Here is a 20,374-nt window from a genome sequence, read left to right as displayed (position 1 = left end):
CCGTCCCCCTCTAAAAGGACAATTCGCTCTCCCGCCGTCCGATCTCCCCCGTCGAGGAGACCGACCAGTAGACAAACAGCTCCAGCGCCCCGCCGGTGGCGGCCAGCTTGTAGGGCTGCCTGGCAAAGAGGTAGTAGGCGGTGTTCTTGCGCAGGGGGAGGATGCGGTCGGGGAGGAGCAGCAGCCCCTCTCCCCCAACCACCAGGGCCATCTCGTCGGCCCCGTCGTTTTGGCAAAAGCCCCCCGCAAAGGCCGCCTCCGGCCCCACCAGCGCCCGGGCCGAGGTGAGGCCGGGGCTCTCGCAGGTCAGGGTGAGCTGGCAGCCCGGGCCCCAGCCGTCCCAGTCCGGCCCCCGGCCCGCCGGCAGCACCCGGTAGCCCCCCTCCTCGCGGTAGGGGACATCCGGTTTCCACTCCCCCCGGCTCTGGCCCAGCTGGCCGGGGTATCGCTCGCTGTCGGTGCCATTGAGTCCCACGCAGAGTTCCAGCCCCTCCCCGCCGGTGCAGAGCAGTCGGTGGGGCTGTCCCTCCCGGTGGAAAAGACAGTCCCCCGCCGCCACCGGGTGGCTGCTCCCGTCCGGGTAGGAGGCGACCCCCTCCCCCGCGCTCAGGTACTCGATCTCGGCCCGGCGCTCGTGAAAGACATAGCCGGGCAGCTCGGGGGAGCAGACCCCCGGCTCCTGCAGGGCCCGCACCAGGGACATCCGCTCCTCGTCAAAGATCACCTTGCCCAGGTTGCCCGGGTCCACCGGGCAGCCCGAAAAGCTGGGGGCCGCCGCCCACCGGCAGCCGGGCAGGTACTCCCCCCTCACCAGATCCCATCCCCGTTCGCTGTCTACCACCTTGTACAACTGCAACCCTTCCCTTCTCCGCGCGTCTCTGCGGCCGCGCCTCTGGGCCCATTGTACCACCCCCGGCGGCGGGGTTCAACGCCGACCGCGCAGGCGGCAAAAGGAGGGGAAGCGCAGGGCGGTTTCCCGCTGCGCTTCCCCCCCGCTGGGGAGCCGATCCGTCAGCCGTTTTTGAGGATTTCTTTGAGGGTGGCGGCAAACTTCTCCCGGTCGGCGTGGAAGGCGAAGAGGCAGTTGGCCCCCTCCTTTTCCAGCCGGGCCCGCAGGTCCAAACAGGTCTGCCCGTCGGCGTACCCGCCGGCGATGTCCACGTGGCAGCAGACCGGCCGCAGGTCGGTGAGGATGCTGGGGTCGATGGCCGCGCAGACGGCCAGGGCGTCGTGGACGGGGACCCCGGGGTATCCCTTCATGGCCGGGTCGTCCCGGTAGTCCCGCAGCCACTCGTCCACCAGAAAGGCCACCGCCTCCGCCCCCGGTCCGCCAAAGCCGCGGATCTCGTCGGCGTCCGCCTGGGTGAGGTAGCACTCCATGGTGGCGTCCAGGGGCACCACCGTCACCTTGCAGCCCGACTGCAGCACCACCTCCAGCGCCTCGGGGTCGACCCAGACGTTGTACTCGGTCATGGGGGTGGTGTTTTGGACCCGGTGCCCGCCCCCCATGAGGACGACCTCCTCGATGTGCTCAGCAATGCGGGGGGCCGCCCGCAGGGCCACCGCCAGGTTGGTCAGGGGGCCGACGGGGATGAGGGTGATCTTCTCCTCGGCGCGCAGTAGGGTGTCCACCAGCCAGGTGACGGCGGGCTCCGGCTCCTCTGTCAGGTCGGTGGCGGGGAAGGGGAGGTGGTCCCCCTGGATGCGGGAGCCGGTGGGGCGGATCTGCCCCTCCCGGCGGGGGATGCCCGGCCTCCGCCCGGGGGCGAGGGTGGCCACCAGGGGGTACTCGCAGCCCCGGTAGACCGGCACGTCGGCCCCCATCAACGCCTTGACCCGCAGGGTGTTGTCGGTGGTGAGGGCCACCTCCCGGTTGCCGTTGACCGAGCAGATGCCCACGACCTCCAGCTCGGGGGCCAGCAGGGCGGCGATGATGGCGACGGCGTCATCCGGCCCGGTGTCCACATCCAATATCACTTTCTTGGGCAAACGATCGCCTCATTTCACAAAAATCGCCGTTAGGCCTTGACCTTGTTTCTCATCTCATTAAGGGTGTCCTGGTCCATGCCGTAGGCAGTCGACACCTTGATCTCACCGCTGGTGACCTTGCTCTCGCACTCCTTGACGTAGTCCTGCACATCCTGCGGGGTGTTTTGTTTGTAGTAGTCGTTCTCCACCAGGACCACCACCCCTTCGGGGATGCCCCAGGTCTCGTTGGTGCCGTAGAAGTCGGCGCTGCCGTCGCAGGTCTTTTCAATGATGTCGTAAAGGGTGATGTCATTGCGCTTCATCATCGAGGTGAGGATGACGTCGGCCACCTCGGGCTTGGAGTCGATGAAGAAGTTCCGCTGGTCGGCGTCCACGCCGATGGTCCAGGTGCCCAGGTTGTCGGCCGCGGCCTCAAAGACACCCAGCCCGGCGCCGGCGGCCACCTGGTGGATGACGTCGGCCTTGTTCTGCTGGATCTGCAGCAGGGCCAGCTCCTTGGCCTTGGCGGTGTTCACAAAGTCGCCGATGTAGGAGAAGGCCACCTTGCCGCTGGGATCGGCGTGCTGGGCGCCCTCGATGTAGCCCACCAGGAAGTCGTTGATGACCGGGGACTCCCGCCCCGCCACATAGCCGATGGTGCCGGTCTTGGAGATTTTGGCCGCCAGGGCCCCGGCCAGGAAATCGCCCTCGTTCTGGGCATAGGTCAGGCAGAAGACGTTGGGGTGGCCCGCCTCCTTGGTGGGGTCGATGTCAAAGCCCACAAACTTCACGTCCGGGTAGTCCTCGGCGTAGCGCTGCACCACCTCCAGCAGCTCGCCGCTGTAAAAGAACACCAGGTCGAAGTTCTCGGCTGCGTCCAGCATGGAGGGCTCCATCTTCGACTTGTCGGTGCCGTACTCGATGGTCTTGACCTCCAGCCCAAAGTCCTTGCCGGCCTTGACCAGACCCTCGTTGGCAATGTCGGAGAAGGACTTGTCCCCCAACATGTCGGTGACGTAGCAGACGCTGGCGATCTTCTTCTCCCCGCCGCTGCTGCTCTCGCCGCCCTTGGCGTCCCCCTCGCCCTTTCCACAGCCGGTCAAAACGGCGGACAGCGCCAGCAGGGCAGCCAGTCCAGATGCGATATACTTTCTCACAGGAAAGCCTCCTTTTTTCCCGCGCCGCCCCGGTGGGACGGCTGCGGCTCTTGCTGCTTCCTAAGATAGCCGCCGCCTTCCCCCCTGTCAATAACCCTTCATTTATTTCTACCAAATGGCCACAGGCAGATTTGTTTATTTGTACAAAACTCCTCCCTCCACCTCCCCACCTTCCAAACCGGTTGTGCGCTCCCCACAAAGTGCACCGGTCATTTTTTCCCTCTCTCCAGGCGGCTTTCCCCTCACCTCAAATGGTGCACAAAAAAATTGTTTTTCCCTTGTGCACCATTTCACAACACCTATTTTTTTCTTCTTTTCAATAGATGTTTTTACTATACTTTTCTCCGCACAACGGGCAACTTGTCCAATTTTTCATTTTCTCCTGATCGACGCCTTCCTTCCCCTTTTCACAAAACACCCCACGCTCTCTTTATAACCCCCCTCTCCCAACAATTTTGACATCTTCCTCCACCCAAAACGAGAGAGGGCCGGGCGAAATCCGCCCGGCCCTCTCTCGTTGATGGCATGCCCGCCCTCATTCCAATGCCCCCCGCCGGGGGCGTCCCATTGCGCTCGCCCCCCCTGCACAAAAGGGCGCAAAGTCACAAAAAACCGCTCCCCGCGTAACCACCATGGGGAACGGCCTCCCGGATCCGCCGGTTTGCCGGCGACAGTGGGTGTCATGCGTCCGCCAAACGCCGCCGCCCACCGGGAGGCGACGCCTATATGACGCCCGTTCGGGTCCGGCACAGACCGCCCATTTCACCGGCGGTTTTGTTTTTTTTGCCCTCTTCTCCGCCCATCACCCCAGAGCGGGGTCGTAGTGGGCGCGCTCGCCGCCGATGTACCGGGGCCGGGTGCGGGCGCAGACCAGATTGGCCTGGCCGATGGCCCGCAGGCTCAGGCGCACCGGCACCGCCACCGGCTGCAGGTGCATCCCGATGAGGGTGTCGCCGATGTCCATCCCCGCCTGGGCCCGTACCCGCTCCACCGCCACCGGGCGGGAAAACTCCCGGTAGGCCGCGGTGGCAAAGGCGCCCCCCGCCTTGGGCTGGGGGACGGCGTTGACCACCTCCAGCCGGTGGGCACGGGCGGCCTCCTCCTCTACGATGAGGGCGCGGTTGAGGTGCTCGCAGCACTGGGCCGCCAGATAGACCCCCTGTTTGGAGAGCACCGGGAAGATGCCCTCAAAAAGGGCGTCGGCCACCTGGGTGCTGGAAAAGGAGCCGATGGCGTGCCCGGTCACCTCGCTGGAGGAGCAGCCCACCACCAGCAGATCCCCGGGGCGGAGGGCCGCCACCTCGCAGAGTTCCCGCGCCGCCCGGCGCGCCTGTTCGGTCAGCTCTGTCAAATCCCATTCCAAAGCCGCCGCCCCCCTATCCCTCGTAGTCCATCCGCTCGGGGGTCCAGCCCTCGAGCACCTGGCAGATGGTGCGGGCGTAGGCCTTGGCCTGGTTCAGGTCGTGGTCCAGGTAGTTGCCGCACTCGGGCTTGCTGACGCCGGGGATCTGGCCCACGAATTCCGAGATGAAGAGGAAGGTCTCCCGCAGCAGATCCAGCACCTGCTGGCGGCTCATGCTGTCACGGGCGATGAAGTAAAAGCCGGTGCGGCAGCCCATGGGCCCCACATAGACGACCTCGTCGGAGTGGTCGCTGTTGCGCACGTAGGTGGCAAAGAGGTGTTCAAAGGTGTGCAGCCCCGCGTTTTGCAGGTAGATGCCGCCGTTGGGGGTGCACATGCGGATGTCGTAGGTGACGCAGTCCCCGTCGACGCGGGACAGGTACAGCCCCTTTTGCAGCTTGGTGTGGTCGACCTGAAAGCTCTTGATGGTCTTCATCGGTTCTCTCATGTGAACTCCCCCTTTTGTTCTCGTCTGTTTTTACTTACAAAATCAAAGTCATTATACCACAAATCGTCCTCTTTCGCAATTTGCCTTCCGCTGTTCCCCTCTCTCCGCCGCGCCGAAATTGCCCGGCCGGTGCGCGCCGCGCCCTAGGCGGGCAATCGCTTTCCAGGCGGGCGAGGGGGGGAGGGCCGTCGCCTGCCCCCCCTCGCCCAGGCAAACCAGCACACCTCGCAGAGCCGCCATCCACCGCCTGTCCACCCGGTATCCCGCGCCGGTCGGGCGATCCGGCATCCCCCGTAGAAATACCCATTCTCCGTCCGCTCCCCCGGAACCCCGTATCACCCGGGCAATCTGGTGCATCCCGCAGAAGTGGCCATCCCACCACCTGTCCACCCGGAACCCTGCACCGCCCGGACAATCTGGCGCACCGCACAGAAGCAGCCATCCCCCATTCGTCCATCCGATCCTCCGCGCCGCCCGCATAGACCGCCATTGTGCCGCCGGACAGGGTGCAGCGGCACAACAGAAGCGCCCCGTCGCCATCCCCCCACCGCGCGGCAGGGCCTCCGCTGGGCTGGACGGCCTGCCAGGGCAAAACTTCAGCTCTCCCCTGCATCCAGAGGAACCCCTTCCCCCTTTTTCTCCCTCGGCAAGACCCTTGTAAAGAGGGGGCCCCTGCAGCACAGGGGACGAACGCCGCCCCCCGCCGCTGTGACGCGCAGGGGGGGCGGCGTATATACTGTGGTAAACAATCGAGGTGATTGCATGGACGCGATATTGAAAGTGGACCGAGTGTCCCAGACCTATCAGGCGCACAACGGCGAAGTGACTGCCATTGAAAATGTCAGCTTTCAGGTAAAAGAGGGCGAATTTATCAGCATTGTCGGCCCCAGCGGCTGCGGCAAATCGACCCTCCTCTCCATCATAGCGGGGCTGGACCAGCCCACCCACGGCACCGTCTGCATCGAGGGCGAGCCGGTCAGCGGCATCAGCGGGCAGATCGGCTATATGCTGCAAAAGGACAATCTGCTGGACTGGCGCACCATCTGGCGAAACGCCACCCTGGGGCTGGAGATCCGGGGGATGCTCAACGAGAAGAGCCGGGAGCGGACCATGAAGCTCCTAAAGACCTACGAGCTCTACGAATTCCGAAACAAGTACCCCTCGCAGCTCTCGGGAGGGATGCGCCAGCGGGCGGCCCTGATCCGCACCCTGGCGGTCAACCCCCAGATTCTGCTGCTGGACGAGGCCTTCTCGGCCCTGGACTACCAGACCCGGCTCACGGTGACCGACGACATCTACCGCATCCTCAAAAAGGAGGGCAAAACCACCCTGATGGTGACCCACGACATCCCCGAGGCCATCAGCATGTCCGACCGGATCATCGTCCTCTCGGCCCGGCCCTCGGTGGTCAAGGCGGTGCACCAGGTGGAGTTCGACCAGCCCGGCCTGCCCCCCCTGCAGCGGCGCAACAACCCGCAGTTCAGCCACTACTTCAACCTGATTTGGAAGGAGTTGAACCAATGATGACAACCACTGCGGCCATCTCCAAAGAGCGGGCCGTCTATCTCAAAAAAATTCGGCGCCGGAAGGTGAACATCCGGCTCTGCCAGGTGCTCATCCTGGTTTTTCTTTTGGCCCTGTGGGAGGTGTTGGCCCGCGTCGGCGTCATCGACGCCTTCGTCATGAGCCAGCCGTCCCGCATCGTCAAGACGCTGATGAATGCGTCCAACAACAACCTGGCCCTACATATCGGCGTCACCTGTTACGAGACGCTGATCGGCTTTTTGCTGGGCACCGGGCTGGGAGTGGGGCTGGCGGTCCTGCTCTGGTGGTCCCCCTTTCTCTCCAAAGTCTCCGAGCCCTACCTGGTGGTGCTCAACTCCCTGCCCAAAATCGCCCTGGGCCCGGTCATCATCATCTGGGTGGGGGCGGGCACCCAGGCCATCATCGTCATGGCCCTGGCCATCTCCCTCATCGTCACGGTGATGGAGATGCTGAACGGCTTCCTCAACACCGACAAGGAGACCATCAAGATGGTGCGCACCTTCGGCGCCACCCGCTGGCAACTCTTCTCCAAGGTGGTCTTTCCCTCCAACCTGCACACCCTTTTCAACTCCCTCAAGGTCAACATCGGCCTCTCGCTGGTGGGGGTCATCGCCGGCGAGTTCTTGGTCTCCAAAGCCGGGCTGGGCTACCTGATCGTCTACGGCGGCCAGGTCTTTCAGATGGATTTGGTGATGACCGGCGTCTTTATCCTGGCAGTGGTGGCGGCCCTGCTCTACCAGTGCGTCGTCCTGCTGGAAAAGTGGGTCGACCGGCGGCTCCAACACACCGCCTAAAGGGGCGGTGCAAGCCCCTCCATCCACCAAACAAACAGCGGCGGGCAGATTTCCTCCAACAAAGGACCTGCCCGCCGCTGCTCTCTTTTCCTTTCACCGGTCGGGGCATCGCCCACGCCCCGTCAACGCCACGCCCCCCAATGGGGCGCCGCCCCACTTCTCGATAAAGAGCAGAGGAAAGGGCCCGACCGTGCCCAACTGCAAAACGCGCCCCCAGGCCGTCCCCCCAAAGCACAAATCAGACAGAGGCCCCTTCAAGGTGCGATACAAGCCGTCCCCCCTAGCGGGGTCAGAGGCCCCTCCCCACAAACGACGAAAAAGGGGCGGACAGCCCAAAAGGGGACGCCGGTTGGCGTCCCCTTTCCTCTTTGGCCCGCGACGGCGCGGGGCAAACAAGGGCCCTCATCGCAGGCCCAACAACTAAAAGGAGAACTCCGCTCCCCAGTCAAAGTCGCCGCTCTCCTCCACGCTGGCCGGCCAGTGGGCGCACCAGCCGGGCACACTCGGGGCCGCCACCCGGTCGAGGCTGGGCAGATAGGGCTTGATGTCGAGCACCGGGCTGCCGTCCTCGGCGTCCAGGTAGTCCAGGACGAGGACGCCCCTCTCCCGGTCTATCCCCAACACCCCCGCGCAGGAGAGGGCGATGGGGTTGGGCCGCCGGGGGGAGCGGGTGGCGAAGGTGCCCAGCAGGGCCGGTCCGCGCCGGTAGGGGGCCTCCTCGGTGCGGCTGGCGCGGGAACGCGCGTCCTCGCAGCCGGAAAACCACCAGAGGATCTGCAGGTGGGAAAAGCCCTCCAGCCCGGCGAGAGCAGGGCGATAGGGCGGCGCCACCTCCAGGCGAAAGGCGCCGCCCTCGGCGCGGACAACGCCGATGGGCGACAGGGTCAGATGGGTTGCATTTTGCACGGTCATTTCCTCCCGATTCGTTTTTGAGCAGCGCCGCTACTGCCAGTATAGCGAAGTGTGGGAACACTACAACCCCTTTTCAAAAAAACGCCCCTTTCCCTTTGCCCCGCGGCGTGCCAAAAGACGGCGGGCGAGACAGCCGCCCGCCAAGGGCCGATCTCCCCGCCTGCCGACCGCCAAGGGCCGCATCTCCCCCTCACCCAAACGGCGCCCCTTCCACAGCCGGGAAGGGGCGCCGTTTTTTCTCTCTAGCGCAGCCGCCGCCTGCCCAGGTAGCGGCAGACCCGGCTGCGATAGCGGGTGTAGGCCGGGCCAAAGGCGGTGGGGAGAAAGGCCTCCTCCTGCAAGATCTGCAGGTGCAGGAGCACCGCCGCCAGGCAGGAGAGGGCGAGGAGGAGGGGGTTCCAAAAGGCCAGCAGCAGCCCCAGATAGGTCAGGTCAAAACCGAGAAAGGCCGGGTTGCGGCTAAAGCGGTAGATGCCGGCGGTGACCAACTCGGTCTTCCCCTCCCGGGGGATGCCCGCCCGCCAGCTGTCGCGCATGGTGTAGACCGAGGCGGCAAACACCCCGACCCCTGCGGCCGCCAGCCCCAACCCCAGCCAGCGCAGCCAGGAGGGGGCGCTGTTCCAGTCGGCCAGGGCGCAGGCCGTCTCGGCCAGGGCCACGGCGTAGGTGCTCCCCTTCAGCAGCAACTCGGTCCAGAAAAGCCGCCCCCTCTTGTTTCCCCGGGCCATCTGGTCGGTGCGGATCCCCCGCCTGCGCTGGGCCAGCATCTTGCCCAGGTAGATGCCGTAAAAGGCCGCCAAGATCGCCAGGGCGGCAATTTGAATGGCCATCCCTTCTCCCCCTCTCTCCCGCCCCCCGCAAAGGGGCGACCAGCAAAACGCCGGTATTGCCCAACCTTCGCTTCCCCTCCCCCCGCGCCGGGGGCGATTTGCGGCGAAGGGCGCCACGGTATCAACACTCGCACTTCCACCCACATACCCGTGTGGGGTGCGACCATAAGCACGAGTTGCCCTTTTGCGAAGACGAAAAATTTCAATCCACGCACCCGTGTGGGATGCGCCGCCCCAAACCAGTTGCGCCGGGCCAAGCGCGGCAAAATTCGATCCGCACCCCCGCGTGGAGCGAGACTATGGTCTCGGTCAGTTTTTCTTTGTCCACTGTCATTTCAATCCACTCGCTCCGCGCGGGGGCGACGCCTCTCTCCACCATCGCGCCCTTGCTCCCGAAATTTCGATCCGCACCCCCGCGCAGGCAATCGCCGAAGGCCCAAGACCCACACTCCGGCATCATGCTATTTCGATTTGCCCCTCCCACGGGAGGAGACAGCGCCGGGCGATGGGCGCACCGGCAGTTTGGGTATTTTAACCTATCCCCCCGCGGGAGATTGGAACAGCGAAAAGACTTCCACCGCCGGCAAAAAGCCCTCCTCCCCCGGCTGGGCGCGAACCGCCCCCACACACCGCCGGACCCGGCCGCATTCCAGCTGTTTTGCCCGCCCATCCCGCGGGAGGGGTGAGACCATGGATGCGCAAATTGCCTCCACAGCCCACCGCTCTTTCGACCCACCTATCCCGGGAAGGAGAGAGCCTCTCTTCCCGGTCATCGGTTTCGCCGGAGTGCCATTTCGACCCACCCGCCCCGTGCAGGGGGACGACCCGCCACCCGCCCGCCGGGCGGCAACCGCGGACATTTCGCTCCGCGCCCCCCCTGAGGGGCGACCCGCCTACCCCCTCTTCTCCTGGGGCTTGCGGCGCAGCTTGAGGGTCACCCCCTGGCGGGCGGCCGCCCCCTCCAACAATCCCACCGCCAGCGCGGCCCGCTCCTTGAGGGGCTGCCGGGGCGATGTCTCCTCCCGCAGCCGCACCAGCGCCCGGCGGATCTCGCTGCACTCCAGCAGGTTGCAGGCCAGGCAGAAAAAGGTCTTGCGCCGGCCGTCGTTGTAGCCGGCCAACAGCTCGTCGAGGGCGTCCCGCCGCTCCTCCTGCTCGGCGCGAAAGGCGGCGGTGCCGATCTCCCGCACCCGCGCCAGATTTTCCCGCCGGTTGCGGTGGGTGATAAAGGAGTCAAAGGGCTCCGGCTGCGCGTACCGCCGGCAGGGGTACTCGTCGCAGAGGGAGCAGTAGGCCACCCCGCCGTGCTCCCCACTGCAGCGGGCAATGGCGCAGGGTTGGTTGCCCGGCCCCCCGCCACAGCCGGGACAGTGGCCGCCCAGCTGCATCGGGCAGAGGCCGCAGCACAGCCCGCAGAGGGAGAGGAGCAGGTCCTCTCTATCAAAATCCTTCACGGCGATCGCTCCTTTTTGGCGCCCCGACGGGCGGATGTCTGTACCAAAAAGGATACTCCCTTTTCCCCAAAAGGACAACCGATCGGTCGATTTTTCCGCCAAAAGGGGAACCCCGGGGCCCATTTTTACATAGACTGCGTCGTAACCCCGCTTCACAAATCCAACAGGAAAGGGAGATACATAGTATGCAGAAAAAAAGCTGGCAAACCCGCACCGCCCGCCTGGCCGCGGGCACCCTGGCGGCCGCCCTGGCGCTGGGCGCCTTCACCGGCTGCGGCGAGAAGAAGGGCGAGGGCGACAAGGCCCTGACCAAGGTCACCGTCAACGAGGTCACCCACTCGGTCTTCTACGCCCCCCAGTACGCCGCCATCAACCTGGGCTTCTTCGAGGAGGAGGGCATCGACATCGACCTGTCGGTCGGCCAGGGCACCGACAAGGTGATGACCGGCGTCCTCTCCGGCTCCATCGACGTCGGCTTCGGCGGGCCGGAAGCCGCCATCTACATCTACAACGAGGGCAAGGAAAATTACAGCCAGATCTTCGCCCAGCTGACCAAGCGGGACGGCTCCTTCCTGGTGGGCCGGGAGAAGGACGACAACTTCAGCTGGTCCAAACTCAAGGGCACCACGCTGCTGCCCGGCCGCAAGGGCGGCGTCCCCTACATGACCCTGGGCCATGTCCTGCGCCAGAACGGCCTCATCCCCGGCACCGACCTGACGCTGGACGACAGCATCCAGTTCTCGGCCATGGCCGGCGCCTTCACCGGCGGCAACGGCGACTATGTCGCCCTCTTCGAGCCCACCGCCTCCATGTTGGAGAAGGAGGGCCGCGGCTACATCGTGGCCTCCATCGGCGAGGAGAGCGGCGAGATCCCCTACACCGCCTACTTTGCCAGCAAGGACTTCATCGAGAAAAACCCCGACCTGGTGCAGCGGTTCACCAACGCCGTCTACAAAGGCCAGCAGTGGGTGCAGAGCCACAGCGCCAAAGAGGTGGCCGAGGCCATCGCCCCCTCCTTTGCCGACACCGACGTGGAGCTTTTGACCACCGTGGTGCAGCGCTACAAGGACATCGACGCCTGGTCCACCGACCCGGTGATGGAGCGGGAGTCCTTTGAGCGGCTGCAGGACGTGATGACCGAAGCGGGCGAACTCAAGCAGAAGGCCGACTACGACAACCTGGTCAACAACACCTTCGCCGAGGCCGCCAAGGCAAACGGCTGACCCCCTCCCCGCCTCTCCCAAGCGCCTTCGCCCCCTGTGGGCGGGGGCGCTTTTCAGTCCCCCGCCCGTCCGCCGCCCCCCGCGGCCCTGGGGGCAACCCCCGCCCGCCCCAGCACAAAGACCGGCCCCCAGAGAGGACCGGTCTTTGCCGATTGCGGGGAAAACACTCCCCTTATTTTCGCCCCATGAGGGCCAGGTTGGGGGCCAACATCACCCCGCAGGCCAGGGCGCAGAGGAGCAGTCCCCCCGCCGAGACCCGGGCCGAAAGCAGGGCCCAGATGCCCAGCACCAGCCCGGCGGCGCCCGCCAGGGCGGCCAGCAACCGGGTCAGCCGGCGCAGGGCCGACAACTGTATCCGCTTCAGGGGGATCCCCTCCTCTCTCCGCTGTATCCCGATGTCCTACTCCAGATTGAGCTTTCTGGAGAGGATGAAGTTGGAGCCCGCGTAGAAGCAGCCACCGAAAAAGACGTTGAGGCCGATGGAGAGGGCGAAGACCATCCGCAGGAAGCCGGCCATCTGCCCCAGGGGAACGTCGCCGAAGAAGTCCAGCCCGGTGAAGAGGCAGGCGACGAGCAGCGCCACGGTGGAGATGCTCTGGATCACCACGTTGAGGACCAGATAGGCCCCCACCGAGGTGAGGATCCGGTGGCCCCGCCCAAACTGCCCGATGGAGATGGAGAGGTAGCACATGAGGTTTGTCACCACCAGCGAGACCAGGACCGTGAAGAGGGTCCAGAGGAGGAGTTCGCTCATCCCCATCCCCAGTTCGCCCTTCATGGCCACATTGGCCGCCCGCAGCACGTCGGGCAGCTGGCTGATGATGCCGTGCCCGGCCCCCATCAGCAGCAGGGAGCCCACCGCCGCCAGACAGGTGCCCACGCTCCAGACGGTGGAGACCACCGTCTTCGCCAGCAGGTGGGTGCCGGCCTTGACCGGCAGGGTGAACATCAGGTAGCCCTCGTCGCAGATGAGGTTTTTGTAAAAGCGGGAGATCACCACAAAGAAGGAGAGGGCGAAGGCCGCCACCATCAGGGCCACATAGGCGAAGATGAGGACCCCCTGGGCGAATTTGAGCACCGGCAGCTTGCCCTGCAGCGTCAGCCCCAGGTTGACCACCCCGCCCATGAGCAGCAGCGCCCCGTACACCGGCAGCAACAGCCGCCCGGTGGCCTTGAACTCGTATTTGATCAGTTTCCCTAACATCTGAATTCCTCCCTGAACAGCTGGTCCACCGATATGCCCCAGCTCGCGCGGATGTCGTCCACCGAGGACTGCAGGACCATCTGGCCGTTTTTGATGAAGACCACCTCGTCGAGCACCTTTTCAATGTCCGAGATCAGGTGGGTGGAGATGAGGACGGTGGCGTTCTCGCTGTAGTTCGAGATGATGGTGTCGAGGATGTAGTCCCGGGCAGCGGGGTCCACCCCGCCGATGGGCTCATCCAGCAGGTAGAGCTCCGCCTCCCGGCTCATGACCAAAATCAGCTGCACCTTCTCCTTGGTGCCCTTGGACATGGTCTTGAGCTTGTCTTTGAGGTTGATGCCCAGGCGGGCCAGCATATCCCGCGCCTTGGCCTCGTTGAAGTCGGGGTAGAAGTCGGAGAACATCTCCAGAATGCCCTCCACCCGCATCCAGTCGTTGAGGTAGGTGCGCTCGGGCAGGTAGGAGACGATCCGCTTGCTCTCCACCCCCGGGCGGTGTCCCCCCACCAGCAGTTCCCCGGCGGTGGGGGTCAACAGCCCGCTGACCAGTTTGATAAAGGTGGTCTTGCCGCTGCCGTTGGGCCCCAAAAGCCCCACGATCTTCCCCCGGGGGATCTCCAGGGTCAGCCCGTTGAGGGCCAGCTTGTAGCTGTAGCGCTTTTGCAGCCCCTGACAGCTGATAATGGCGTCTCTGTTCATCTCACTCCATCTCCTTTTCCGCCCGCTCCAACAGGGCGATGACGTCCTGCCGGGAAAGGCCCATCTCACTCATCTTCTTCAAAAATATCTGCACCTGCTCGGCGGCCAACTGCTCTTTCATCTGTTCCAGCCTCTCTCTGTCGTCGGTGATGAACCGGCCTGCTGTGCGCTGGGCGTATACCAGACCCAGCCGCTCCAACTCCCCCAGGGCCTTTTGCATGGTGTTGGGGTTGACCGCCGCCTCGGCGGCCAGGTCCCGCACCGAGGGGAGCTTGCCCCCCGGCGGGTAGACGCCGGTCAGGATCTGCTGCTGTAAGGTCTCCACCAGCTGCAGGTAGATCGGCCGGTCACTCTCGATTTTCCACATATCCCCGCTCCTTTCCACCCATTGTACCATTGTACTAAGTCGTTAATACAATAATACACCCTTGTGGATCGTCTGTCAACCTCTGGGCAAAAATCATTTTTTGAAAAGGCGTCCATCCAACCTCCCTCCCATCCCGGCAGGCACTCCCCGCCGAAGCCTCCCCAGTGCCCCTTCGCCAGCACAGAGAGGACTGCAAGGTCGCGCTGATTGCCCCGCCGCGGCCCACCTTAAAGAAGGCGGAGATAGAAAGGACCGCCCGATCTGCGGCAACCTCTCAAGCGCCACAGAGAAAGGGGTGAACAGGTGTCTCCACAGGCGATATGCCGCCTCGGGAGGAAGGGCTGGGGGAAGCGACCGGCGCCGGACACCCCGCCAGCCCTTCCCGGCCTCTCGCGCACCCTGTACCGCAGCCAAGGGGGGGCCATCTTTTTTCTTTTTTACCCCACGCCTCCCTGCCGCCCACAGCCGGACTGCACGCTCCCCAAACGGCCGCGGCAACTTCGCGCATCGCCGCACCGTCCCCCGTCCTTCCCCGCAAACAGGTATAAAAAAGGACCCCGCCCATGGGGGCGGGGTCCTTTTAAAGGGCGGGTCTTACCGCCGCTCACCGCGCCGGCTCCTGGGGCGGGTGGGAGAGGTCCCAGTCGATGCCCTGGCCGTAGTGCTGCTGCAAAAAGGCGTTGGCCTTGGAGAAGTGGCGGCAGCCGAAAAATCCCCGGAAGGCCGAGAGGGGGCTGGGGTGGGGGGCCTGCAGGATCAGGTGCTGGGGCCCCTTGATGAGGGGCACCTTGGAGCGGGCGTCGGCCCCCCAGAGCAGAAAGACCATGGGCGCCTCCCTCTCCCCCAGCTTTTCGATCACCGCGTCGGTGAACTGCTGCCAGCCCAGGGCCCGGTGGGACCCCGCCTGCCCCCTGCGCACGGTGAGGCTGCTGTTCAAGAGGAAGACCCCCTGCTCTGCCCAGGGGCCCAGGTAACCGCTGGTCGAGGGGGGGATGTCCAGGTCGTTCCAGAGCTCCTGATAGATGTTTTGCAAAGACGGGGGCAGCGGCACGCCGGGGGGGACCGAGAAGCTCATCCCCATGGCCTGGCCCGGGCCATGATAGGGGTCCTGCCCCAGCAAGACCACCCGCACCCGCTGGTAGGGGGTCATCAAAAAGGCGCGAAAGACGCTCCCCTGCGGCGGGTAGACGGTGGCGGTGCGGTACTCCTGCCGCACCCGCCGCACAAGTTCTCCAAAATAGGGCTTGGCAAACTCCTCCTTCAACACCTGGCTCCAATCGCCCAACTTTTCGTACATCGGTGTCCCTCCCTCTCTCCCGGCCCCACGACCCGGGCCGGCTGCGCTTTTCTGACCCCTATCTTACCACAGGGGCGGCGGGGCTGTCCATTCCCCACCGCCGGCGATTGTTAAGAGAACCTTCATAAAAACGGCCGGGCCGCCGTTTGCCTTTTTGCAGAAAATGTCGTATACTAGTTGCCATGTGTAAACCCTGTATCGCGCACACAAGGAGGTACAGCAGATGGCAAAACCCATTCGCGGAGACGATCCGTTTAATATCTTGGACCTAGACGACATCCCCAAGCCGGGGCGGGACATCCCGGCCCGGCCCGCCCCTCGCCCCCACTCCCCCAACCTGTTGGAGGAGGACGAGGTCCTCTCCGGCGCCGGCAAGGGCGAGGAGAAAAAGAGCGCCGCCCCCCGCCGCGCAGCCGGCCAGGGGCCGAGGCGAGAGCAAAGGCAGGAAGCGGACAGAGATAGAAGGGAGGCGTCCACCATGGGCAAAAAGGAGCCGAAACGGAAAAAAAACGGCAAGAAAAAGATGAAGCTCTGGGTCAAGATCCTCATCCCCGTGCTGGTGGTACTGGGGATCGCAGGGGGCACCGCCGCCTACATCCTGATGGACATCGCCGGCAGCTACGACCCGGTGGAGCTCAACGAGGCCGAGCTGGGCTTTGACTCGGTGATCGACAAAAACGTCAAGAACATCGCCCTCTTCGGCATCGACAGCCGCAACGGCCTCCTGGACAAGGGCACCCGCTCCGACTCCATCATCATCCTCTCCATCGACAAAAACCACAACAAGGTCAAGCTCTCCTCCATCATGCGGGACGCCTATGTCAACATCCCCGGCCGGGGGATGGACAAGATCACCCACGCCTATGCCTTCGGCGGGGCCGAGCTGGCTGTTCGCACCCTCAATGAAAACTTCAACCTGGACATCACCGACTTCGCCACCGTGGACTTCGCCAACATGGCCGAGATCGTGGACGCCGTCGGCGGGGTGACCATCGACGTAAAGGACAACGAAGTCTCCTACATCAACGGTGGAGTAGATGAACAAGCTGAAATATCAGGAAAAACAGCTACTCATGTTAGCCATGGCGGCACCCAGACCCTCAACGGCATCCAGGCGGTCGCCTACTCCCGCATCCGCTATGTGGGCAACGGCGACTTCGAGCGGACCGAGCGGCAGCGCACCGTCCTGATGCAGCTGTTCAACAAAGCCCTGGCCATGAACCCCACCAAATACCCCCAGCTGGCCAAAGACCTGCTGGGCCTCACCAAGACCTCCCTCGACTTCGGCACCCTGATGGGCTACGCCCCCCTGGCCCTGCAAAAGCCCACCATGGTGACCACCCGCTTCCCCACCGATTCGGACTACAAGGGGGAGATGATCAACGGCACCTACTACATGACCTTTGACGACGCGGTCACTACCCAAAAACTGCACGACTTCATCTACAATGATATCCTGCCCAGCTAAGGGCATTTTGAGCAACGGCGCTCTCCTCACCGCCCGGCGGCGGCAAAGGGGAGCGCCGCTTTGTATCCTGCTTTCAGCGGGCACCCCCTCCCCCCCGGCATAGGGCGCGGCCATTCTGCCCATCTTATCTGCAAAAGGAGTGATTTCTCATGTCGCAACCGACCGTGCTCTTCACCCTCCCCTACGGGGATGAGGCCTTTGCCCGGGTGGAGAAGCTGGGCTACAGGGTCCTCTACATCGACGAAAAGCGGCTCCCCGAGGCGGCGGCCCCCCTGGCCATGGCCGCCCGGGAGGCCGAGGTGCTGGTGGGCTACAACCCCTTCCCCCACCTCTCCCTGGCCGACTGCCCCCAGCTGCGGCTCATCCAGCTGGTGAGCGTGGGCTTTGACCACCTGCCCCGGCGGGAAATCGAGTCCCGCGGCATCGCGGTGGCCCACAACGCGGGGCAGACCAAGATTCCCATCAGTGAGTGGGTCCTCTTTCAGCTGCTGGAAATCTTTAAAAACGCCCGCCTCTTCCTGCGCCAGCAGGCGGAACACCGCTGGCAGGTGCAGACGGACATCCTGGAGCTCTGGGGGAAGACCGTCCTCTTTTTGGGGGCGGGGAACATCGCCAGCGAGACCGCCAAGAGGTGCAAGGCCTTCGGCTGCACCACCCTGGCAGTCAGCCGCAGCGGCCGCCCGGCAGAGGGGATCGACCAGGTCTCCCCCATCGGCCAGCTGGAGGCCCTTCTCCCCCAGGCGGACGCCCTGGTCTGTACCCTGCCCGCCACCCCCGAGACCCACCACCTGTTAAACGGGCCCCTGCTGCAAAAGACCAAGCCGGGCTGCGCCCTGGTCAACGTCTCCCGCGGCTCGGTCATCGACACCCAGGCCCTGACCCTTCTCGCCGCACAGCACCACTTCCGCGGGGTGGCCCTGGACGTGTTCGAGGAGGAGCCGCTGGGGGCGGACAGCCCTCTCTGGGACCTGCCGGGGGTCTACATCACCCCCCACAACGCCATCTTCTCGGACAACTGCGACGGCCGCATCTTCGAGATGGTCTGCCAAAACCTGAAGGCCTACGCAAAGGGGGAGCCCCTGACCGATCTGGTGGACTTCTCGCGGGGCTACTGATCCTAAGAGGGCGGGTCCGATTGGGGGCACACCCTTTTTTGCCGCCCCCCGCTTTACAAAGGGACCCGTAGGCGCTATGATGGGGGCTGACAAGCAGTGGAGAGGGGGCGCAGCGATGGGCGCGCGGGGAAGGATGTTGGCGGCGATGGCCGTCTTTGGCAGCATTGGCGCCTTTGTGCGGGCCATCCCCCTGCCCTCGGCGGAGATCGCCCTCTGGCGGGCGGTGATCGCCACGGTCGCCATCGGGACGGTGCTGCTGGTGCGGCGGCGCCCCCTCCCGCTGGCGCAGATCAAGGGGGAGCTGCCCCGGCTCCTCCTCTCCGGAGCGGCCATGGGATTGAACTGGATCCTGCTCTTTGCCGCCTACCGCTACACCTCGGTCTCGGTGGCGACCTTGAGCTACTACTTCGCCCCCTCCCTGGTGGTGCTGGCCTCCGCCCTCCTCTTTCGGGAGCGGCTGACCGCCCGCAAGGGGGTCTGCTTTCTCCTGGCCACCGGGGGGATGGCACTGGTCATCGGCACACAGGGCCGTGGCGCAGGCGCGAACGACCGGCTGGGCATCGCCTTGGGACTGGGGGCCGCCGTGCTCTACGCGGCGGTGATCCTGCTCAACAAGGGCATCCGCTCGGTGAGCGGGGTGGACCGGACCCTGGTGCAGTTCGCCGCGGCCATCCTGGTGCTGGCGCCCTACCAGCTCCTCAGCGGGGGCTTTCACCTGGGCGCGCTGGACCCCACCGGCTGGGCGGCGCTGCTGGCGGTGGGTCTGGTGCACACCGGGGCGGCCTACTGCCTCTACTTCTCGGCCCTCAAGGAGCTGCCGGGCCAGAGCGCCGCCCTCTTGAGCTATCTAGACCCCCTGGTTGCAGTGGGAGTGTCGGCCCTCTGGCTGGGGGAGACCATCGGCCCCTGGCAGCTGGTCGGGGGCGCGGTGGTGCTGGGCTGCTCTCTTCTCAGCGAACTGGGCGGAGGCGGGGGCAAGGCCGAAGGCGAGGGCAAGGGCAAGGGCAAGGGCGAGGGCAAGGGCAAGGGTGGGGCCGAAGCCCACTGACGCGCCCGAGCGGGATGCAACCGGCTCCCCCTGCCCCCTCTAGACGACTCCATCCCATACACCGCCGCAGAGCGCGACCTGCTCCCCCCCTACTCTCCGAAGCAATCACACCCCACACATCCCCGCAGGGTGCGACTGGTTTCTCTCACCCCCTCTGAGACGACTACACTACACACACCCGCAGGACACGACCATCTCCCCCGCCCTCTCTAGGCGACTATACCCCATACGCCCCCGCAGGGTGTGACCACGCACCTCGGCGGCGATTTTGGCGGCAGAAAACACTTCAAGGCCGCACGCCCCCGCATTTGAACCAGAGCCACCGGTAAAACAGATGGTATCCTCTCCCCCGAAAAGGACGCTGCCCAGGCCCCACCCCCAAAGGGCATCGAGATTGTAGGGTTGCCGTTCACCCGCTGCCACCGGCAAACCGGCAGTCCAAGGCACCACTTCGCGTCCCCCATCCCCAAAGAGGGCCCTTCTCCTTGCCCTTTCGTCGCCTACCCTCTCAGAAAATCTTATGCTAAATCCAATCCGCATTTATTCTAAAATTATAATTTTTTGGCATTTTATCCACAACAAAAAAAGGGGCCCGCCGGAGCGAACCCGGCAGGTCCCTTTTCATTTTTTGTCTCTCACTGGCTGTTGCTGCTCATAAAGGGCGCCAGAGCGCCGGCAAACCCGCTGACCGGCATGGTCTGCAGGGTGACCTTGCCCGGCCCGGTGATGACGGTGTTGAAGAGCCCCTCCCCGCCAAAGAGGACGTTTTTGACCCCCTTGACCGACTGGATGTCCAGCGAGCAGGTCTCGCTCATCATGGCCAGGTTGCCGGTGTCCACGACAATGGACTGGCCGGGCCCCAGCTCGTACTCCACCGCGTAGCCGTCGATCTCCACAAAGGCCATGCCGGAGCCGGAGAGTTTCTGCATGATAAAGCCCTCTCCGCCGAAGAAGCCGGCGCCCAGCTTTTTCTTGAAGTGCACCGACAGCTCCACCCCCGACTCAGAGGCCAGAAAGCCGGACTTCTGCACGATCATGCTGTTGCCCGGGGTGATCGGCACCGCGCGGATGGAACCGGGGAAGCTGGAGGCAAAGGCGATCATCCCCGCGCCGCCCTGGGCGGTGTAGCGGTTTTGAAACATGGCCTCGCCGGCAAACATCCGCCCAAAGGCCTTGCCCAGCCCGCCGCCGGAGGTGGTCTCCATCTTCATGTTGGGGCTCATCCAGCTCATGGAGCCCCGCTCGGTGATCATGGTCTCCCCCGGCTGCAGGTCACAGACCACCACCGGCAGGGGCTCCCCTACGATTTTATACTGCATTCACATCTCCTCCTCTGTATCGGGGGTGACGGCCCGGAGGCGCGTCTCCCCTTTTCTTGAGTATACCTGTTCAGAGAGAGAAGGGCAACTGTTTTCCGCGCCCGCCCAAGGGCCGACACCGCTCC

20 protein-coding genes are annotated in these 20,374 nt (G+C 64.7%); 6 read left to right on the top strand and 14 right to left on the bottom strand.

Annotation, left to right across the window (positions count from 1 at the left end; translation table 11 throughout):
• Positions 1-10 precede the first annotated feature (10 nt).
• The 5 genes from BN3266_RS03475 to BN3266_RS03455 all read right to left on the bottom strand — a co-directional run bounded on the left by BN3266_RS03475 (position 11) and on the right by BN3266_RS03455 (position 4,963).
• Positions 11-850 (bottom strand): cupin domain-containing protein, encoded by an 840-nt coding sequence (locus BN3266_RS03475; protein ID WP_059003790.1) that lies wholly within the window; start codon positions 848-850, stop codon positions 11-13.
• A 161-nt stretch (positions 851-1,011) separates the two neighbouring features.
• Positions 1,012-1,989, bottom strand: a complete 978-nt coding sequence (locus BN3266_RS03470; RefSeq protein ID WP_059003789.1) for a nucleoside hydrolase — start codon at positions 1,987-1,989, stop codon at positions 1,012-1,014.
• A gap of 29 nt (positions 1,990-2,018) precedes the next feature.
• Positions 2,019-3,125, bottom strand: a complete 1,107-nt coding sequence (locus BN3266_RS03465) for a BMP family ABC transporter substrate-binding protein (protein ID WP_059003787.1) — start codon at positions 3,123-3,125, stop codon at positions 2,019-2,021.
• Between the two features lie 802 nt (positions 3,126-3,927).
• Positions 3,928-4,488 (bottom strand): TIGR01440 family protein, encoded by a 561-nt coding sequence (locus tag BN3266_RS03460; protein ID WP_059003785.1) that lies wholly within the window; start codon positions 4,486-4,488, stop codon positions 3,928-3,930.
• A gap of 13 nt (positions 4,489-4,501) precedes the next feature.
• Positions 4,502-4,963, bottom strand: a complete 462-nt coding sequence (locus BN3266_RS03455) for an S-ribosylhomocysteine lyase (RefSeq protein ID WP_059003782.1) — start codon at positions 4,961-4,963, stop codon at positions 4,502-4,504.
• Between the two features lie 774 nt (positions 4,964-5,737).
• Between BN3266_RS03455 and BN3266_RS03450 the strand changes: the two genes are divergently transcribed.
• Together BN3266_RS03450 and BN3266_RS03445 are read left to right on the top strand one after the other, a co-directional pair.
• Positions 5,738-6,499 carry an ABC transporter ATP-binding protein gene (locus BN3266_RS03450; protein WP_059003780.1) on the top strand — a complete coding sequence of 254 codons (762 nt, stop codon included), beginning with the start codon at positions 5,738-5,740 and terminating at the stop codon, positions 6,497-6,499.
• Positions 6,496-7,314, top strand: coding sequence for an ABC transporter permease (locus BN3266_RS03445; RefSeq protein ID WP_021660676.1), 819 nt, complete (start codon positions 6,496-6,498; stop codon positions 7,312-7,314). The genes BN3266_RS03450 and BN3266_RS03445 overlap by 4 nt, the downstream gene beginning before the upstream one ends.
• A 420-nt stretch (positions 7,315-7,734) precedes the next feature.
• Here BN3266_RS03445 and BN3266_RS03440 read toward each other — a convergent pair whose 3' ends face one another.
• From BN3266_RS03440 to BN3266_RS03425, 3 genes are all read right to left on the bottom strand, one after another.
• The gene (locus tag BN3266_RS03440) at positions 7,735-8,220 is read right to left on the bottom strand and encodes an SAM-dependent methyltransferase (protein ID WP_438819058.1); all 486 of its coding nucleotides are present in this window, start codon (positions 8,218-8,220) and stop codon (positions 7,735-7,737) included.
• A 248-nt stretch (positions 8,221-8,468) separates the two neighbouring features.
• Positions 8,469-9,056 (bottom strand): methyltransferase family protein, encoded by a 588-nt coding sequence (locus tag BN3266_RS03435; RefSeq protein WP_059003776.1) that lies wholly within the window; start codon positions 9,054-9,056, stop codon positions 8,469-8,471.
• Positions 9,057-9,949: 893 nt separating this feature from the next.
• Positions 9,950-10,510, bottom strand: a complete 561-nt coding sequence (locus BN3266_RS03425; RefSeq protein WP_059003773.1) for a DUF3795 domain-containing protein — start codon at positions 10,508-10,510, stop codon at positions 9,950-9,952.
• A gap of 185 nt (positions 10,511-10,695) precedes the next feature.
• On the opposite strand from BN3266_RS03425, the gene BN3266_RS03420 reads away from it, so the two are divergent.
• Positions 10,696-11,733, top strand: coding sequence for an ABC transporter substrate-binding protein (locus BN3266_RS03420; RefSeq protein WP_059003770.1), 1,038 nt, complete (start codon positions 10,696-10,698; stop codon positions 11,731-11,733).
• 172 nt (positions 11,734-11,905) lie between these two features.
• Here BN3266_RS03420 and BN3266_RS13725 read toward each other — a convergent pair whose 3' ends face one another.
• The 5 genes from BN3266_RS13725 to ung all read right to left on the bottom strand — a co-directional run bounded on the left by BN3266_RS13725 (position 11,906) and on the right by ung (position 15,299).
• Positions 11,906-12,082: a hypothetical protein gene (locus tag BN3266_RS13725; protein ID WP_021660682.1), complete on the bottom strand. Its 177-nt coding sequence runs from the start codon at positions 12,080-12,082 to the stop codon at positions 11,906-11,908.
• Positions 12,083-12,133: 51 nt separating this feature from the next.
• A complete protein-coding gene (locus tag BN3266_RS03415; protein WP_021660683.1) occupies positions 12,134-12,937 on the bottom strand; it encodes a hypothetical protein in 804 nt (267 codons plus the stop codon).
• Positions 12,931-13,635, bottom strand: a complete 705-nt coding sequence (locus BN3266_RS03410; RefSeq protein ID WP_059003768.1) for an ABC transporter ATP-binding protein — start codon at positions 13,633-13,635, stop codon at positions 12,931-12,933. The genes BN3266_RS03415 and BN3266_RS03410 overlap by 7 nt, the downstream gene beginning before the upstream one ends.
• A gap of 1 nt (position 13,636) precedes the next feature.
• Positions 13,637-14,002 carry a GntR family transcriptional regulator gene (locus BN3266_RS03405; protein ID WP_044993078.1) on the bottom strand — a complete coding sequence of 122 codons (366 nt, stop codon included), beginning with the start codon at positions 14,000-14,002 and terminating at the stop codon, positions 13,637-13,639.
• Positions 14,003-14,606: 604 nt separating this feature from the next.
• Positions 14,607-15,299, bottom strand: coding sequence for a uracil-DNA glycosylase (gene ung, locus BN3266_RS03400; RefSeq protein ID WP_021660688.1), 693 nt, complete (start codon positions 15,297-15,299; stop codon positions 14,607-14,609).
• 223 nt (positions 15,300-15,522) lie between these two features.
• Between ung and BN3266_RS03395 the strand changes: the two genes are divergently transcribed.
• The 3 genes from BN3266_RS03395 (at position 15,523) to BN3266_RS03385 (ending at position 18,930) form a co-directional block, all read left to right on the top strand.
• Positions 15,523-16,767: an LCP family protein gene (locus tag BN3266_RS03395; RefSeq protein WP_059003766.1), complete on the top strand. Its 1,245-nt coding sequence runs from the start codon at positions 15,523-15,525 to the stop codon at positions 16,765-16,767.
• A gap of 149 nt (positions 16,768-16,916) precedes the next feature.
• Entirely contained in the window at positions 16,917-17,882 is a 966-nt protein-coding gene (locus BN3266_RS03390) for an NAD(P)-dependent oxidoreductase (protein WP_059003764.1), read from the top strand.
• Between the two features lie 115 nt (positions 17,883-17,997).
• Positions 17,998-18,930, top strand: coding sequence for a DMT family transporter (locus BN3266_RS03385; protein ID WP_082671618.1), 933 nt, complete (start codon positions 17,998-18,000; stop codon positions 18,928-18,930).
• A 635-nt stretch (positions 18,931-19,565) separates the two neighbouring features.
• Here the strand turns inward: BN3266_RS03385 and BN3266_RS03380 are convergent.
• Entirely contained in the window at positions 19,566-20,249 is a 684-nt protein-coding gene (locus BN3266_RS03380) for a TIGR00266 family protein (protein WP_059003763.1), read from the bottom strand.
• Positions 20,250-20,374 lie beyond the last annotated feature (125 nt).

Origin of the sequence: Bittarella massiliensis (ex Durand et al. 2017) (genome assembly GCF_001486165.1) — a bacterium.
In the GTDB taxonomy this organism is placed as follows: domain Bacteria; phylum Bacillota; class Clostridia; order Oscillospirales; family Ruminococcaceae; genus Bittarella; species Bittarella massiliensis.
This window is presented reverse-complemented; position numbering and strand designations above follow the sequence as displayed.

Bases quoted from the DNA above. Each gene is read 5' to 3' on its own strand.
- BN3266_RS03420 (WP_059003770.1), top strand. From the start codon at position 10,696: ATGCAGAAAAAAAGCTGGCAAACCCGCACCGCCCGCCTGGCCGCGGGC.
- BN3266_RS03380 (WP_059003763.1), bottom strand. From the start codon at position 20,249: ATGCAGTATAAAATCGTAGGGGAGCCCCTGCCGGTGGTGGTCTGTGAC.
- BN3266_RS03435 (WP_059003776.1), bottom strand. From the start codon at position 9,056: ATGGCCATTCAAATTGCCGCCCTGGCGATCTTGGCGGCCTTTTACGGC.
- BN3266_RS03455 (WP_059003782.1), bottom strand. From the start codon at position 4,963: ATGAAGACCATCAAGAGCTTTCAGGTCGACCACACCAAGCTGCAAAAG.
- BN3266_RS03415 (WP_021660683.1), bottom strand. From the start codon at position 12,937: ATGTTAGGGAAACTGATCAAATACGAGTTCAAGGCCACCGGGCGGCTG.
- BN3266_RS03410 (WP_059003768.1), bottom strand. From the start codon at position 13,635: ATGAACAGAGACGCCATTATCAGCTGTCAGGGGCTGCAAAAGCGCTAC.
- BN3266_RS03385 (WP_082671618.1), top strand. From the start codon at position 17,998: ATGGGCGCGCGGGGAAGGATGTTGGCGGCGATGGCCGTCTTTGGCAGC.
- BN3266_RS03405 (WP_044993078.1), bottom strand. From the start codon at position 14,002: ATGTGGAAAATCGAGAGTGACCGGCCGATCTACCTGCAGCTGGTGGAG.
- ung (WP_021660688.1), bottom strand. From the start codon at position 15,299: ATGTACGAAAAGTTGGGCGATTGGAGCCAGGTGTTGAAGGAGGAGTTT.
- BN3266_RS03445 (WP_021660676.1), top strand. From the start codon at position 6,496: ATGATGACAACCACTGCGGCCATCTCCAAAGAGCGGGCCGTCTATCTC.
- BN3266_RS03395 (WP_059003766.1), top strand. From the start codon at position 15,523: ATGGCAAAACCCATTCGCGGAGACGATCCGTTTAATATCTTGGACCTA.
- BN3266_RS03390 (WP_059003764.1), top strand. From the start codon at position 16,917: ATGTCGCAACCGACCGTGCTCTTCACCCTCCCCTACGGGGATGAGGCC.
- BN3266_RS03450 (WP_059003780.1), top strand. From the start codon at position 5,738: ATGGACGCGATATTGAAAGTGGACCGAGTGTCCCAGACCTATCAGGCG.